This window comes from Pseudoalteromonas lipolytica, assembly GCF_900116435.1.
Taxonomy (GTDB): domain Bacteria; phylum Pseudomonadota; class Gammaproteobacteria; order Enterobacterales; family Alteromonadaceae; genus Pseudoalteromonas; species Pseudoalteromonas lipolytica.
The window spans coordinates 209,370-225,780 of the sequence record NZ_FPAZ01000001.1 but is presented as its reverse complement, the minus strand read 5'-3'; the positions used below and the strand labels follow the sequence as shown (position 1 = coordinate 225,780).

At 42.1% G+C, this 16,411-nt stretch carries 14 protein-coding genes; 10 read left to right on the top strand and 4 right to left on the bottom strand.

Annotated features, from left to right (window positions below; genetic code table 11):
* Positions 1–19: 19 nt before the first annotated feature.
* The 3 genes from BM378_RS00995 to BM378_RS00985 all read right to left on the bottom strand — a co-directional run bounded on the left by BM378_RS00995 (position 20) and on the right by BM378_RS00985 (position 3,868).
* On the bottom strand, positions 20–1,306 hold the full coding sequence (locus BM378_RS00995) for a leucine-rich repeat-containing protein kinase family protein (RefSeq protein ID WP_143104553.1): 1,287 nt from the start codon (positions 1,304–1,306) through the stop codon (positions 20–22).
* A gap of 31 nt (positions 1,307–1,337) precedes the next feature.
* The gene (locus BM378_RS00990; RefSeq protein WP_065979846.1) at positions 1,338–2,051 is read right to left on the bottom strand and encodes a YebC/PmpR family DNA-binding transcriptional regulator; all 714 of its coding nucleotides are present in this window, start codon (positions 2,049–2,051) and stop codon (positions 1,338–1,340) included.
* Between the two features lie 74 nt (positions 2,052–2,125).
* Positions 2,126–3,868 carry an ABCB family ABC transporter ATP-binding protein/permease gene (locus BM378_RS00985; protein ID WP_074988378.1) on the bottom strand — a complete coding sequence of 581 codons (1,743 nt, stop codon included), beginning with the start codon at positions 3,866–3,868 and terminating at the stop codon, positions 2,126–2,128.
* A 207-nt stretch (positions 3,869–4,075) separates the two neighbouring features.
* On the opposite strand from BM378_RS00985, the gene BM378_RS00980 reads away from it, so the two are divergent.
* The 9 genes from BM378_RS00980 (at position 4,076) to BM378_RS00940 (ending at position 12,979) form a co-directional block, all read left to right on the top strand.
* A complete protein-coding gene (locus BM378_RS00980; protein WP_074988277.1) occupies positions 4,076–5,122 on the top strand; it encodes an NAD(P)-dependent alcohol dehydrogenase in 1,047 nt (348 codons plus the stop codon).
* 128 nt (positions 5,123–5,250) lie between these two features.
* Complete coding sequence (locus tag BM378_RS00975) at positions 5,251–5,688, top strand: hypothetical protein (RefSeq protein WP_036968795.1); 438 nt, start codon at positions 5,251–5,253, stop codon at positions 5,686–5,688.
* Between the two features lie 73 nt (positions 5,689–5,761).
* Positions 5,762–7,573 (top strand): protein translocase subunit SecD, encoded by a 1,812-nt coding sequence (gene secD / locus BM378_RS00970; RefSeq protein ID WP_074988275.1) that lies wholly within the window; start codon positions 5,762–5,764, stop codon positions 7,571–7,573.
* Positions 7,570–8,490, top strand: coding sequence for a protein translocase subunit SecF (gene secF, locus BM378_RS00965; protein ID WP_036968789.1), 921 nt, complete (start codon positions 7,570–7,572; stop codon positions 8,488–8,490). The genes secD and secF overlap by 4 nt, the downstream gene beginning before the upstream one ends.
* A gap of 181 nt (positions 8,491–8,671) precedes the next feature.
* Positions 8,672–9,148, top strand: coding sequence for a GreA/GreB family elongation factor (locus tag BM378_RS00960; protein WP_074988376.1), 477 nt, complete (start codon positions 8,672–8,674; stop codon positions 9,146–9,148).
* A 251-nt stretch (positions 9,149–9,399) separates the two neighbouring features.
* Entirely contained in the window at positions 9,400–10,794 is a 1,395-nt protein-coding gene (locus tag BM378_RS00955; RefSeq protein ID WP_036968785.1) for a RimK family ATP-grasp domain-containing protein, read from the top strand.
* Complete coding sequence (locus BM378_RS00950) at positions 10,795–11,898, top strand: GNAT family N-acetyltransferase/peptidase C39 family protein (protein ID WP_074988274.1); 1,104 nt, start codon at positions 10,795–10,797, stop codon at positions 11,896–11,898.
* 27 nt (positions 11,899–11,925) lie between these two features.
* Positions 11,926–12,420, top strand: coding sequence for an MgtC/SapB family protein (locus BM378_RS00945; protein WP_036968779.1), 495 nt, complete (start codon positions 11,926–11,928; stop codon positions 12,418–12,420).
* 109 nt (positions 12,421–12,529) lie between these two features.
* The gene (locus tag BM378_RS00940; protein WP_074988273.1) at positions 12,530–12,979 is read left to right on the top strand and encodes a GNAT family N-acetyltransferase; all 450 of its coding nucleotides are present in this window, start codon (positions 12,530–12,532) and stop codon (positions 12,977–12,979) included.
* A gap of 309 nt (positions 12,980–13,288) precedes the next feature.
* On the opposite strand, the gene BM378_RS00935 is transcribed toward BM378_RS00940, so the two are convergent.
* On the bottom strand, positions 13,289–14,299 hold the full coding sequence (locus tag BM378_RS00935) for a GlxA family transcriptional regulator (RefSeq protein ID WP_036968773.1): 1,011 nt from the start codon (positions 14,297–14,299) through the stop codon (positions 13,289–13,291).
* Between the two features lie 125 nt (positions 14,300–14,424).
* Between BM378_RS00935 and BM378_RS00930 the strand changes: the two genes are divergently transcribed.
* On the top strand, positions 14,425–16,323 hold the full coding sequence (locus BM378_RS00930; RefSeq protein ID WP_036968770.1) for a beta-ketoacyl synthase: 1,899 nt from the start codon (positions 14,425–14,427) through the stop codon (positions 16,321–16,323).
* Positions 16,324–16,411: the final 88 nt, after the last annotated feature.

Sequence of the window (16,411 nt, the reverse complement as noted above, 5' to 3'; positions counted from 1 at the left end):
CCACAACGAGGCCTTATTTTTATAACCGGTTTAATACTTCGCTAAAGCTGGGTCGCTCTATAGCTTCTACGCGTAAGCAATCTGTAGCGATGGCGGCAAGTTGTTCGGTAATGGCGTTCTCGTTGCTGACGACTGTGAGTAAGTCTTCAATAAAATAACCAAGCGCACGTATTTCTATGCCGTGCATGCATTGCTGCTGATACGGCACTAACTTTGACAAGTCGGTTGCTGCGCCAAAGTCGCCAAAAAGTAAGTCAGCGTTGTCGTTTATCATGCTGTTATGCGCATAGATGTCACCATGGCTGACATGGTTTTTGTGCAAATGCGCCAGTGTGCTGCTCATTTGTTTCACAACCTTTAGCACAAACTCAGGGCTATATTGGCAGCCATTTTCAAAGGTATCGCGAGTACAAGTGTCAAATGACGGTGGTAAACCGAGATTCCTGAAGCCTTCACCAATCAGCTCCATAACTAAACCTAATTGTGATGGCTCATTTATATAGCCAAGTGCTTTGATGAGGTTAGGGTGCTCGTTTGCTTGTAAGCAACAATTTAACTCATCTAGCGGGTAGCCATCGCTGGTTATATTGCCTTTAAATAACTTAAGGGCAATAGGGCGCTGCTGCCATTGTGCTAAATGAATAAACCCCGAGGCACCTTGGCCAATTTGCTGTTTTACATCTAGTTCATCTAAGCCAATTTCAGAAAATTGCTCAGACTCTAGAGAATCTGAACGATTAAAATCATTGCCCGAAAATGCAAGCCACGCAAGTTTGGGCAGTTCAAGCAACCAATTATCAATGTGAGAAAGCCTATTGGCACTTAAGCGAACCAATTCAAGCTCGTGGCAAGCACTCATTGACTCTGGTAGGGCCGTTAACTGATTACCGGCTAACGCTAATTTTTTTAGTTTACTGTACTCACCAAATGATTCAGGCAACGCTTTGATTTGGTTATCGGTTAAAATTAGCCATTCGATATTGCGTGGTAAACTGTGCTCGGCAAACTCGCAAATCTGATTCCCTTTAAACGCCACCATGATTAAATTTGGGCATTGCTTTAGTACTTTCGGAATGTGCTTAAACTGATTAAATGATAAAAACAAACGCTTTAAGTTTTTTAGCGTGTGGAAATCATCAGGTAGGTTGCTTAATTGATTATTCGATAAATCGAGAATTTCTAATGTGTTGGCGAGGGTGTAAATTTCTTTTGGAAAATCAGTCAGTGCTTCTACGAGTTGCAGGCGAGTACAGCCTTGTAAAGCGCCTGATTTTAACTCTTCGAGGGTATTCAAAATTAAGTCCATGCGTTCAGGCCAACATAGTTGGCCTTGTTAATTAAAACTGTGCGTTGTGGTAAACGTTTTGTACGTCGTCGCACTCTTCTAGCATTGATAAAAAACGTTCCATTACTTCAACGTCTTCGCCTTCAATTGGTGCTTCAACTTGTGGTACGAAAGCGATGAGATCTTCATCGAAGTCGCTAATGCCCATTTCTTCAAGTGCTGTGCGCGTATTGTTGTATTCTGTGTGCGGTGCAAATACAGTGATTTTACCGTTTTCAAGTTCAACATCCGTCACATCGACATCGGCCATCATCAGTGCTTCTAATACGGCTTCATCATCGTCGCCATCGAATACAAAAATAGCGAGGTGGTCAAACATATGCGATACCGAGTTTTGTGCGCCAATTTTGGCGTTTGCTTTGGTAAAGCACACACGTACGTCGGCAAAAGTACGTTTGTTATTGTCTGTTAAACAGTCAACTATGATCATGCAGTTGCCTGGGCCATACCCTTCATAGCGGGTCGCAACATAATCTTCGCCACCACCCCCTTTGGCTTTATCGATTGCACGCTCGATTACATGACTTGGAACTTGGTCTTTCTTTGCGCGCTCGATTAAACGGCGCAGCGCTAAGTTGCCATCAGGGTCTACACCGCCATTCTTAGCGCAGATATAAATTTCTTTACCGTACTTAGAATAAACTTTGGTTTTAGCACCCGCAGTTTTAGCCATTGAATCTTTTTTATTTTGGTAAGCTCTTCCCATCTGCGTGTTGCCTTTTTGTTTTAGTGAAAATTAAAGCGGCTATTCTAATCATTTAGCGCGCTAGTTAACAGTTTTTATTCTTCACTCTGTTGTAATTGCCACATTCGGGCATACTCGCCATTCGCTGCGAGGAGCTGCTGATGTTGACCCTGCTCAACCACTTTACCATCTTGCATTACAATGATTTTATCGGCATCTGTAATGGTTGATAAGCGGTGCGCAATAACAAGACTGGTGTGTTTTTTAGCCACTTCACGCATGGCGCTCAGAATAGCTTGTTCTGAATGTGAATCGAGAGCCGAGGTTGCTTCATCAAACACTAAAATCGGTGAGCCTTTCAAAATTGCGCGAGCAATAGCTATGCGTTGTTTTTCGCCTCCCGATACTTTTAAACCACGCTCACCAACGAGTGTTTGATCGCCCTTATCAAGACTTGCAATAAAACTATCAAGGTGCGCAAGTGAGATCGCGTGATCAATCTCAGCCTCGCTTGTTTGGGGGTTACCGTAAGCTATGTTATCGCGAATTGTGGTGTTAAATAACACGGTGTCTTGCGGCACAATAGCAATTGCTTGTCGTAAACTTTCTAGAGTAACCGTATTAATTGCTTGGTCATCAATATAAATGTTTCCTGCATCGACATCATAAAACCGATAAAGCAGGCGGCTTAAGGTACTTTTACCAGCTCCACTGGCACCCACAATGGCGACTTTACTGCCAGCTGCTACCTCAAAGCTTAATTGCTTTAAGATAGGGCGTTGCTTGTCGTAACTAAATGACACATTGTCGAAGCGAATAGCTGCGTTGTGTAATTTCAGCGGTGTGGCATGTGTATCATCGCTTATTGCTGCTTTTCTATTTAAAAGCCCGAGCATGTTTTCGAGGTCGGTGAGTGCACGGCGGATTTCTCGGTACACAAAGCCTAAAAAGTTGAGCGGTAAAAATAACTGAATCATGTAGGCATTAATCATGACCAGCTCACCAATACTCAACTTTTTATTGACAACATCGCTGGCGCCCAGCCACATTAGTGCCGTTATGGCCGCAGCAATAATAAGTGCTTGTCCTGAATTAAGCGCAAGCAACGACATGCGGTTTTTAAGTCGCGCTTGTTCCCATTTAGCGAGAAAACTGTCGTAGGTGTTTGCTTCAAACTGTTCATTATTAAAATATTTTACTGTTTCGTAATTAAGTAAACTGTCGATTGCACGGGTATTCGAATTATTATCAGCAGCATTTGCTTCACGAATAAATCGGTTGCGCCACTGAGTGACAACAACAGTAAAGACAATATAAGTTGCAACGGCCACGAGGGTCACTAAAGCAAACCACGCAGAGAATAGGGTGGCAAAAATAATCGCCACAGTCATAATTTCAAATAAAGTGGGCACAATATTAAACATTAAAAAGCGCATTAAAAAGCTAAGTCCATTGGTGCCTCGCTCAATGTCGCGACTAATACCGCCGGTTTGTCTGTCTAAATGAAAAGCCAATTCGAGGTTATGTAAATGTTTAAACACTTTTAGACCGATATGACGCATTGCGTGTTCTGTTACGCGTCCAAAAAGGGCATCACGTATTTCGCCAAAAAACACACTCGCAAAACGAAGTAAACCATAGGCCACTAATAGGGCAACAGGCACACTTAAAATAGGGTGAATATTGGCATCAACGGCGTCGATAATTTCTTTTAGAGCCCAAGGCATCAATAATGTCGCGCCTTTAGCAGCAATCAGTGCTAATACTGCTAAAGTAACTCTTCCTTTAAACGTCATTAAATAGGGCCACAGTGTTTTAATGCTTTGTGACAAATTCATAGCATCAGGGGATTTTGTAACCTGTTCTCGACGGCTCATTCCACGCATGGGGGTCTCTTAGAATTAATTTAATAAAAATAGGCAAACATATCGGTATTTTAGGAAAGTGAAAATGCAGCTTTACCTCTATACTGGTGACAGTATACATGAGAGCATTAACATGTAGTTAAATACAAACGTAAACACGAAGAAAGTAAAGGAGTAATCATGAAAACCATTGGTTATGCAGCACATGCCTCAGAAAAACCTTTAGAGCCGTATCATTTTGAACGTCGTGCACTTCGTGACGAAGATGTCTCGATTGAAATCCTTTATTGTGGTGTGTGTCATTCAGATTTACACACTGCAGAAAATGATTGGGGATGGACTCAGTACCCCGTTGTGCCAGGTCATGAAATTGTAGGCCGTGTTCTTGAAGTAGGCAGCGGCGTTACTAAGTACAAAGTAGGCGATCATGTTGCGGTAGGTTGCATGGTTGATAGTTGCCTGAGTTGTGACCAATGTCATCAGGGTGAAGAGCAGTTTTGCCGTGAAGGCATGGTTGGCACTTATTCTGGTCAAGACCGAATTAGCGGTGAATTAACCCAAGGCGGCTATTCAAAACACATCGTGGTGCGTGAAGAGTTTGTATTACGTGTACCAAAAGGTTTAGATTTAGCTAAATGCGCACCTATTTTATGTGCAGGTATCACAACCTATTCACCACTTCGTACTTGGAATGTGGGTCCGGGCAGTCGTGTGGCTGTAATCGGCTTAGGTGGTTTAGGCCACATGGCAATTAAAATTGCAGCGGCAATGGGCGCACATGTGACGGCTATTAGCCGTAGCGATAAGAAAAAACAGCAGGTGCTATCGTATGGCGCAAAAGAGTTATTAGTCTCAAGTGACGAAGCGGTGATGCAAGCACATGCTAATCAATTTGATCTCATTATAAATACCATACCTGTAAAGCATGACTTTACACCTTACATGCCATTACTTGATATTGATGGTACGCAAGTCTTGGTTGGTCAAGTGGGTGAGCTTGCTGAGTCAAACTCAGTTCCAATGTTATTGGGGCGCCGTCGTGTTGCCGGTTCATTGATTGGAGGAATTGCGCAAACACAAGAGATCTTAGATTTCTGTGCCTTACATAATATTCTTCCGGAAGTTGAAATGATCAAAATGGACGAAATTAATGATGCCTTCGATAAATTAAAACAAGGTGATATGGCCTCACGTTTTGTCATTGATATGTCATCATTAGACGTGTGATAACAACGCAGTAAGTTAACACTAAAACGCGAGTCTCTTTAGGCTCGCTTTTATGTGTTTAATGACTTGTTTTTTATTTTTTAACCCTCATTATAGAGGGGTTATCCGCTTAATTTATTGGTTTCTCTTTGTTACGGTTTTTTTCAGTCATTATATTGCTATTTACTGTGCTCTTTAGTGCACAGAGCTTAGCTGCGCCTTCGACTGATTCGCCACTGGTTGCCACTAAATTTTATCAGCTTGAATTAACTAAACCCCCTATCATTGCCCATAAACAGGTTATTGTTCATCCAAAGCCTTTAGAAAAGTCGGGTTTTGATACTTTATTACCCCGACTTACAGCCAGTAATTCATCCTTATTTCTTTACCATAGTCAGGTAGATCCTGATTATGAGTTATTGATTGAGTTTTTCGCTGAAAACTGGGGTAAAGCACATTTCTTAGCACCACCTAAAAGAGCACAGACTGTTCCTTGGTTTGCTATTACGAGTGCGCGAAAATCACGTATTAGTGGCTGGAAAGACGCTAATCTTATTTATAAAGCCCGCGCTACATACCACAGCTAAACGACTTCCTTCGTCATTTTTTTATTTTAGGAATTAATTTTACCGGCTTAATAGAGTCGGAAGGAAGTCTTGTATGTCAAAGAAAAAAAAGCCGACGTTTTGGCGTCGACTAAAAATGAGCTATGCCGCTATGATAGCTGCCTGCATTTTATTAGCTATCAGTGCGCTACCTAATTTATACCCAAATAAATCGTGGTTACACATCGAGCAACCTGAACAGGTTGTATCACTGCAAATGGTGACTAATTCGCTAAATCAACAGGGTTTTAAGGTAGACAAAGCGAATGATTCAGCTAATCAGTTGGCTATTTTATTAAATGAGCCAACACAAAGTGCCAATGCTCTGAGCTTTATTAAAACAGCGTACCCCACCTTAAATAGCAAAATTGTTGAGCATGCCACAAGCCCTCAATGGTTACAGCAGTTAGGCTTATCGCCAATAAAGCTCGGGCTAGATTTAAACGGTGGCGTGCTATTCGTGCTTGATGTTGATTTAGATAAAGCGATGCAAGAGCACCTAAGTAGTGTCTATCAGCAAACTAAGTTAGTACTTCGCAAAGAGAAAGTACGCGGCATTCGTGCCAGTGAAGTGAAAGGCGGCATTGAACTGCACGTTTTACCCAGTGCTGAAAATAATCTTGCTGGCTTAGTCGCCACATTACAAGCGCAATTTAAAGGCCTCGTGCAAACTAAATCAACCAGTAATAATTTAACCACGGCGTTTTTGCATTTTGATGAGCAAAGCCGCAGTGAGTTTGATAAACAAGTGATGGCGCAGAGCTTAACAACATTGCGAGGACGTATTGAAGAGCTCGGCATTACTGAAGCGGTAACACAGAGACAAGGCAAGCAGCGTATCCGCATAGAGTTACCCGGTGTGCAAGACCCCGCAGAGGCAAAGCGGATCATTGGTGCGACAGCAACCCTTGATTTTTATCAGGTTGTTGAAGTAGGTGGCAAAGCCTTTAATGTACAAGGTGGCGGAGTTGTTAACCTTAACCCTGTCGCTATTTTTTCGGGGGACCATATTAATAACGCTAATGTGGGCAAAGATGAGTGGGGGAAACCGCTTGTTCAGTTGAGTTTAGATTCGCAAGGTGGCGATGCGATGTCTGCTTTTTCAAAACGCAACATTGGTAAACCCATGGCCACTGTTTACTCAGAGTATTCGCGAAACGCCAATGGCGAAGTGATTAAAAAAAGTGAAGTGATTAATATCGCCAATATTGCTCAACATTTAAGTTCACGCTTTAGTATCACCAATATGAAAAGCCCACAAGCGGCCTACGATTTAGCATTGTTATTGCGTGCAGGTTCGCTCACAGCACCCGTTACAATAGTTCAAGAGCAAACGATAGGGCCAAGCTTAGGTGCTGAGAATATTGAGCATGGCCTTGCTGCATTAATGCTGGGTATAGGCATTACTCTTGCTTTTATGGCGCTGTGGTATCGCCGCTTAGGGCTTATTGCCAATATTGCTTTATTACTTAATTTAACGGCACTAGTGGGGTTAATGTCATTATTACCGGGCGTTGTACTCACGCTACCTGGCATTGCGGGCTTAGTGTTGACCATAGGTATGGCCGTTGATACTAATGTGATTATTTTCGAGCGTATTAAAGAAGAAAAACGCAAAGGTAGACCCACCTATCAAGCCATTGAGCAGGGTTATAATCAAGCATTTTCCACCATTTTTGACGCAAACGTAACAACCATGATTACGGCGATTATTTTGTATGCAGTCGGGTATGGCCCCGTCAAAGGATTTGCCATTACGTTAGCACTTGGCTTACTCACCAGTGTGTTCACCGGTGTGTATATTTCAAAAGCACTTAGCCAAACACTGTATATTAAATTAACGAATTTAGCGGGGGCAAAAGCATGAGCTGGTCTACATTAACAGCAGCAAGTAAAGCGCGCGTTTTAGGATTACTTCTAAGCTGTGCGCTAGTGATAAGTAGCCTTGGGGTGTTATCGGTTAAAGGGTTAAACTTTGGACTTGATTTTACAGGGGGCTATATCACAGATATTAGCACCGAATCGGTTACCTCGATTGCAGACTTAACAGCAAAGCTAAGCCCTGAGGTCGTCGATAAACTAATAATAAGCAAAGCAGGCGATCATCACTTTGTTTTAAGACAAGCCCCAGACCTTAATACAACGGCTAATTGGCAGGCAGAGCTTAGCCAGCAAGGCATTGACTTTAAAGTGCTTTCAACTTCATTTTTAGGGTCTCAAGTGGGTGATGAGTTATTTGAGCAAGGTTGTTTAGCACTTTTTGCCGCACTTATCGCAATTATGGTGTATTTAGCCGTGCGTTTTGAATGGCGACTGGCTGTGGGCTCAGTGGTCGCACTATTACATGACTTAATTTTGGTGCTAGGTTTGTTTTCGTTATTAGGGCTTGAGTTTAATTTAACCGTGCTGGCGAGTTTATTAGCTATCATTGGTTACTCATTAAATGACTCAATCATTGTTGGCGACAGGGTCAGGGAGCTTTTACGTATTCAATCAGGTAGTCAGCGCATTGATACTCATGTGGTGATCAACGATGCAATAGGCTCCACACTCACTCGCACATTAATTACCTCAGGTACAACTCTTGCGACCATCGCATGTATATGGCTGTTAGCCGGTGCTGCATTAACCGGGTTCGCGATTGCCTTATTTGTCGGCATTGTGGTGGGAACATTTTCATCAATTTGTATTGCTGCCACGTTACCGCAGTTATTGGGTCTGAGTAGCGATAATTACACGCAAACTTTAGATGATAAAACCCAAGCTTACATTGATATGCCTTAACCACACTTGCGCAGGGTTAATCATGATTAACCCTGCGCTTTTTTAAACTTAGCACGCGCAATATAAAGCACCAATCAGATAAGCTAATGAGCTATTGCTAACATATTCAAACCATATCAGTTCAGTTACAAAAATCGTAAAACAGGGTAGAATGCGCATTTTACGTTTTAGCTGCTTTGATATGAATAAAACACACGTTATAGAACACCTTCGTTTCGCCTTAGAATCGCAATTATACCGTGCTAAAGAAGCGGCAAAAGCGGCTCATGATGCTGCCACCCATGAAGAAAGTGTGGCCGAAACTCAATACGACACCCTAGGATTAGAGGCGGCCTATTTAGCTCAAGGTCAAGCTGAACGAGTGAATGAATGTTACCGTGATATTCAAGCGTTTAATACGGTATTCAAAGAAACAGAATTTCCGAAAGTTCGCGAAGGGGCATTGGTCTCTCTTATTGATGATCAAGACCAGCAAAAATGGTTCTTTATTGGTCCAAGTTCTGGTGGCTTATCAGTCACAGTTAAAGAGCACACGATTTATGTTGTGACTCGCGAAGCACCTTTAGGTAAAAAATTGCTTGGTAAAAAAGTGGATGACGAAGTCGAACTTGTCATAGGCGACAAAAAGCAGTTTTATACCATTGATAAGTTAATTTAAACACACTGATTTTTAATTAGTAAATTTCATCTTTAAGTGAAAAATATCTCGTTGGTAACTCCTCGCAAAACACTCTATAAATCACATCAAGCTTAGCGCTTATACCCACACGCTTAATCAATCTACATGATTTTGCATTATTGCGGGTTGGTATCATAAGCACCCATCTAGTTGAGTGAATTTTAGCCTCATGCATTCACTTAATTGGTTGGGTGTTTTTTCATTATTAAAGACTTATTATAGGAAAAGTCGTGTTTAAAACCTTGATTGTGGTTGATAACAACGAGCAGCGTATTGCTCAAAACTTTGAAAATGTGATCACTTTTGATACTTACCTACGTGATTACCCAAAACATAACGAACCCAAAACACGTATTTTAAATCTGTGCGATACAGGACAGTATTTAAGTAAGGGTTACTATTGTTCTTTACTTGCAGAAGCAAGACAGCACCAAGTATTACCCAGCGTAAAAACCATTAATGCATTACGTTCAGATGAGCACAGCTCTCGCCACATGCAATTACAAGGTCGCACCGTATTTTTTGGGCAAACACATTGCGAAGACGATATTAAAGCAACTAAAGCATTGTTTTCACAATACCCTGCGCCAATACTGGTGTGTGACGAGCAAGGTGTAGTGAAACAAGGTGCTATTGCGGCGCTTGATGACGACGCGTTTGCCGAATTTGTAAAACAGTTAAGCAGCTTCACAGAATCTGTCTGGCGTATTCACGATAAAAAACGCCGTTACCGCTGGGATATGGCGATTTTGGTTGATCACCAAGAAAAAGTACCACCCAGTGATAAAGACGCCATTGCAAAATTTATTAAAGCGGCAGCTAAGCATGGCATTTATGCACAAGCACTGACTTTTGATGAAATTACCAGTATTGCGCAATACGACGCGCTATTTATTCGTCAAACAACGGCGATTGACCACCCAACTTATCGATTAGCAAGTAAAGCACAAAGCTTAGGGCTTGTGGTAATTGATGACGCAGAGTCAATTTTACGCTGCTGTAATAAAGTGTACTTACACGATGCCTTTAATTATCAAAAAGTGCCAAGCTTAAAAACACATGTGGTAGCTGATACATCAACAGACACCATTGAAAACTTAGAAACAAACTTTACGTACCCATTGGTGCTAAAGATGCCAGAGGGGTCATTCTCTAAAGGGGTGTTTAAAGTTCAGAACCGTGAAGAGCTGATTGCAAAACTCACGGAGCTTTTTGAGTTCAGTGCGCTAGTGCTAGCACAAGAGTATATGTACACAGAGTATGACTGGCGTGTAGGGGTGTTAAATGGTCGCGCGATTTATGCATGCCGTTATTTAATGGCGCGTAATCATTGGCAAATTTACAACCATGATGCAAAACGCTTTTTTTCAGGTGGATTTGAAACTCTCCCGACTTTTGAGTTACCGAAAGTGGTATTAGATGCGGCATTAAAAGCCTGTAAAACTGTGGGTAAAGGTTTGTATGGCGTTGATGTAAAAGAACATCAAGGGCGCGCGTACGTACTTGAAGTCAACGATAACCCAAGCATTGATCACAAAGTAGAAGATGCCTACCTTGGCGATGAGCTTTATATGATCATTATGGACGAATTTAAGCAACGCCTTGAAGCACGAGGCCGAGGTTAAATGAAGACATCACATTGCCAAATCCGGTTTGCGAAAGTATCGGATTTGGCGGCACTTGTTGCCATTGAAGAGCAAAGCTTTAGTCAAGATAGATTAAGCAGTCGCAGCTTAAAGCGCTGGCTTTCAGCAAGCCATGGTTTGTTAATGGTTGCTGAAGTTAACGGTGAATTGGTCGGTTATGGCCTTGTGTGGTGTCATAAAGGCACGCGGTTAGCGCGGTTGTACTCATTGGCCGTCCTTGCGAGCCAACAAGGTAAAGGGGTGGCTTCGCAGCTGCTAATTGCTCTTGAAAACGAGACTGTAAAACGAGGTCGTAGTTTTATGCGACTAGAGGTTGCAGTCAATAATCAGGCCGCAATTCGTTTATACGAAAAGCATGGTTATCATGTGTTTGGTCATTACAGTGATTATTATGATGATCACAGTGATGCGCTACGAATGCAAAAAACGATTCGTCGTAATACCGCCTTTAATGCTGATAAACACACACCGTGGTATCAACAAACCACTGAATTTACCTGTGGTCCCGCGGCATTACTAATGGCTATGTCGTCGCTTAATAATACGCCAATGAGCCAATTAAAAGAACTTGATATTTGGCGTGAGGCAACCACCATTTTTATGACCTCGGGTCACGGTGGCTGCCATCCGCTGGGTTTAGCACTTGCAGCGATGAAACGTGGATTTAAGGCTGATGTTGTTTTAAATACCCGTGAATCATTGTTTATCGATGGTGTGAGAAGTGAAAAGAAAAAAGCAATTTTACACACAGTGCATAACCAATTTGTTGCTGAAGCTATCGTTGCGAAAATGCCTGTACGCTATCAAGAACTAACCCTCAACGATATTGAAACATGGCTAGCGGCGGGTAAAGCGGTAGTTTTACTCATTAGTACATATCGCTTTGATGGTAAAAAATCACCACATTGGGTGTGCGTAACGCATGTGGATGAGCATTGCTTATATGTTCATGACCCATTTTGTGAAGACAAAAAGCAACTCGCCATTGATTGCCAACATGTGCCAATAGCAAAAGCCGATTTTAGTAAAATGGCCAGCTTTGGATCATTGCGGTTAAGCACCGCGATGGCGTTTTCTTTATAATTATTAATTCAAATATTTGGAAGTACAGTGACACTGAATAGTCTATTTGATATTGCCCCTTACTCTTGGTCTGCAATTGGTAGTGCTGCATTTTGTGGTGCGATCATTGGTATGGAGCGCCAATTGCGCGGAAAGCCAGTGGGTATTCGCACCTCGGCGCTTATTGTTCTAGGGACCTATTTATTCTTAGCCACCGCGTTTATGTTACATGGTGATGTAATTGACCACTCTCGTGTAGTTGGGCAAATAATTACAGGTATTGGCTTTTTGGGTGCCGGCGTCATGCTGGCAAAAGATGGCGCAGTGGTGGGTGTTACTTCAGCTGCAACCATTTGGGTATTAGCGTCTATCGGTGTCGTAATTGCCACTGATAACCTTATGGCCGCTATTAAGCTTTCGGTATTGGTTGTGGTTATTTTATACGGTGTTGATGTACTGGAAGCGAAGTTTAAAAGTTTAGGCCGGGGTGTTCACGCACAAGTAAAACGCTATTCAAAATTGTATTATCGCAAAGAAAAATAGTTTTAGAAATTAGAAATCAAACATTAGATATTTGATCTGACTCCGATAAAGTAGGATCCTTTTTGGAGTCAGATCAATTTGAATTTAGATTTTGAGTAGGAAAAATGTAATGACAACTTGTTACTCAATAAAATCAGCTAATTTACAAGATTTATTACTTGTAGATAGCCAAATTCCTGAGTTTGATGGCAGAAATACGCTAAGTAAATTACACGCAAAGTTGGCTGGTCGTGAGCATCTTGTTTTAGTCGCGTATATTGATAATGAGCCTGTCGCGTATAAGCTCGGTTATGGGTTAGATAATAATACCTTTTATAGTTGGCTTGGTGCCGTGTTGCCAAAGTGCCGAGGGATGGGAATTGCTCAAGCTTTATTAGCAGCACAAGAAATGTGGGTGAAAGAGCATAATTACGATGCAATTAATGTGAAATCAATGAATCGTTTTCCTGCGATGCTAAGTCTGTTGATAAAAAATGGTTATACCATAGCGGGTTATGAAGACAGGGGTAACCCGCACAAGAGCAAAATTATATTCAGCAAAGAGCTTGCACCCAATTAAGTTAGTTTGTCTCAATAATTTAAAAAGCGTCGCTTACACTAACTATTCCCATTTGCAATAATATTAAATCCTTTCGAGTGATTAAACTGGTCGTTACCTACGTTAAAAATGTCTGATTTACGACTGCGTGGATGCAGGAGGTGGATGCAGGAGGTAGAGCAATGCAGGAGCAATTGCCGAGAATAACTAAATAACTAAATTTTTGCCTTGTTATCAAACGAAGTTTTATTCGCTCAAAAATTATTCACTTAATTAAGCAAAATGGTATGAGTTGGCTTTTGAAGCGTTGTCTTATGGTATCGAATAGCGTTAACCAAATAGCTTACGTCTTACCACTGTTCTATATTCACTGGGTGTTTGCGACAGTACTTTCTTAAATACACGGGTTAAATGTCCTTGGTCATTATAGCCAACTTCAAGTGCCACTTCTTGGATTGATAAATTAGAAGAGGCGAGTAATTCTTTCGCGCTTTGTACACGTAACTGCTGCCAATATTCAATCGGAGTTTGGCTGGTGGCTTGGCGAAAACGTCGGGTAAACGTTCGATAGCTTAAACTAAATTGGGCTGCAATTTCCTGTAAGGTGAGCTCAGATGTTAGATTGTTTTTAAGCCAAAACTGGATCTGTGCAATTAATTCGTCTGGGTGTTTATCAACAGCACCTTCTAAATAACGCTGATCTTCGTAAGGTTTTCGAATTTCATGGGAGAAGTTACGCTCTACATGTTGTGCGGCTTCTCGGCCATAATACTGGCTAATTATATGCACAATGACATCGGCTAAGGCATTCAAACTGGCAACGGTATACATACGCTCAGACTGGGTAATAAAGAAGTCAGGCTTTAACTGTACATTAGGGTAATCTCGTTTAAATTGTTCAGCATAATGCCAATGCGTTGTGGCTGGGTGACCGTTTAATAAACCTGCTTCTGCTACTAAGCAATTACCTGTGCCTACGCCCACTATATGGCTCCCTTGCAGCCACGAATCAGCGAGCCAATTAACAAGGCGAGGATGTTTACTCACCACAGGTCGAGGGTTACGCCAAATACCTGGAACAATAATTAAATCGCTATATGGCGCTGTGTCGGGGTCGCTGTCGGGCATAATGGCAAGCCCCGTTCTGTTTGCAATCGGTTTTACTGTGCTGGCAACTAAATTGATATTAAGCGGGGTAAATTCATCGTACCGGTGATGACTTTTCGCAAAAGCTTCACCCGCCCTAAGCATTTCTATAGGTAGAGTAAGACTTGTAATGAGTAGGTGAGGGTACACTAAAATACTAATTTCGATGGCGTTTGCATGTTTACCGTGTGTCACTTTTATTGCTCCGACCAGTTGGTTTTGGCCTATTATGCATGTTATTTGGCTATTAAAGCACAAGGCTACCTAGTTAATCCATTTAAACTTAAGTAATTCTCGTAACACGTTTCTCAAGGTTATTTATGACAGCATTACCCGTTATTGTTGGTATGGGTGGTATTAATGCCGCTGGCCGCACTTCTTTTCATCAAGGTTATCGTCGTATCGTGTTAGACAGCTTAGATGCAACAGCCCGTCAGGAGACATTTTTAGGCTTAGCGACGTTAATGAATTTAGTAACACTGACCGACGGCGTTTTAAAAGATGCTGAAGGCAACGTTATTAACGAAGCTGATATTGAAGCACAATTCGGCGAACAAGTATTAGCAGGTACGCTAATCCGTAAAATTGAAAAAAATCACTTTGACGTTGATGCAACTCCGTGGCAACAAAAAATGACGCTGACAGCGTCTGACGAGCAGCAAATTGTGTTTGAAACTCGTCGTCGTGATTTACCAACGCCAGTACCTGCAAGTTGGCAGGTTGAAGATCTCAGCGATAAAAAAGTAAAAGTAACCATTAGTGCCGACCTTGCTATTAAGCACGACAGCACCCGTGACAACCCGATTAAAGCCGCGGGTCAATTACCTACAGGTTTTGATCCAGCGACCATGTATAACAGTCGTTACCAACCACGAGGCCTACAAGCGACCATTTTTGCGGCAACCGATGCCATTCGCTCTACAGGGCTTGCATGGCAGCATGTTATGAATAGTGTTGAGCCTGATCAAATTGGTACATATTCGGCCTCGGTAGCAGGGCAAGTGGATGACGAAGGGTTTGGTGGCTTAATTCGTGCGAGACAACAGGGCGACCGCGTAAGCACCAAACAATTAGCACTTGGCTTAAATACCATGTCGACTGATTTCATTAATGCGTATGTGACCGGTAATGTTGGAACAACGTTCACCACATCGGGCGCATGTGCCACCTTTTTATACAACCTACGCGCTGCTGTTAACGATATTCAAGCTGGTCGCACCCGCGTTGCGATTGTTGCATCTGTTGAATGCGCCATTACGCCTGAAATTGTCGAAGGCTTTGGTAATATGAGCGCACTTGCTAACGAAGAAGGCCTAAAACGTCTTGATAATACCGATGTGGTAGATCATCGACGTACCAGTCGTCCATTTGGTGAAAACTGCGGTTTTACTATTGGTGAAGGCGCACAGGTGGCAATTTTAATGGATGATGCGCTTGCACTCGAACTCGGTGCTGATATTCAAGGCTCTGTTGCCGATGTATTTGTAAATGCCGACGGTATTAAAAAGTCAATTACAGCACCGGGCCCAGGTAACTATATTACAATGGCTAAATCGGTCGCGCTTGCCAGCAGTATTGTTGGTCAAGAAGCCGTACAAAAACGCAGCTTTATTTTAGCGCATGGTTCTAGCACACCTCAAAATCGTGTAACAGAGTCTCTTATTTATCATAAAGTAGCTGAAACATTTGCGATTGATAGTTGGAAAGTGGCTGCGCCAAAAGCGTATGTTGGCCACACAATTGCACCGGCAAGTGGTGATCAACTTGCCATGGCGTTAGGCGTGTTTAGTCATAATATTATGCCGGGTATTACCACTATTGATAAAGTGGCCGATGATGTTTACAGCCAGCATTTAGATATTCGCACAGCGCACTATCAATGTGATGCAATGGATATCGCTTTTATAAACTCAAAAGGGTTTGGTGGTAATAATGCAACCGCCACAGTGCTGTCGCCAAACGTGACAATGCAAATGCTGACAAAGCGTCATGGCGATGCAAAAATGGCTCAGTACCAAGACCGCAATACCCATGTTGCACAAGCACAAAATGAATATAAGCAACAAGCCGACTTAGGCCATTATGAGCTTATTTATCGTTTTGGTGATGGTTTAATTGATGAAAACGACATTGTTATTAATGAAGAATCGATGACTATCCCAGGTTTTGACAAAGCGATAGCGTTCAACAAATCGAATCCTTATAAGGATATGTATTAAGATCAAGACATGTTTAAGCACATTCTTGACAGCAAGGCGCTTTTAAAGCGCCTTTTTTCGTTTTCCCCAAAAAATACACCTTATTTTT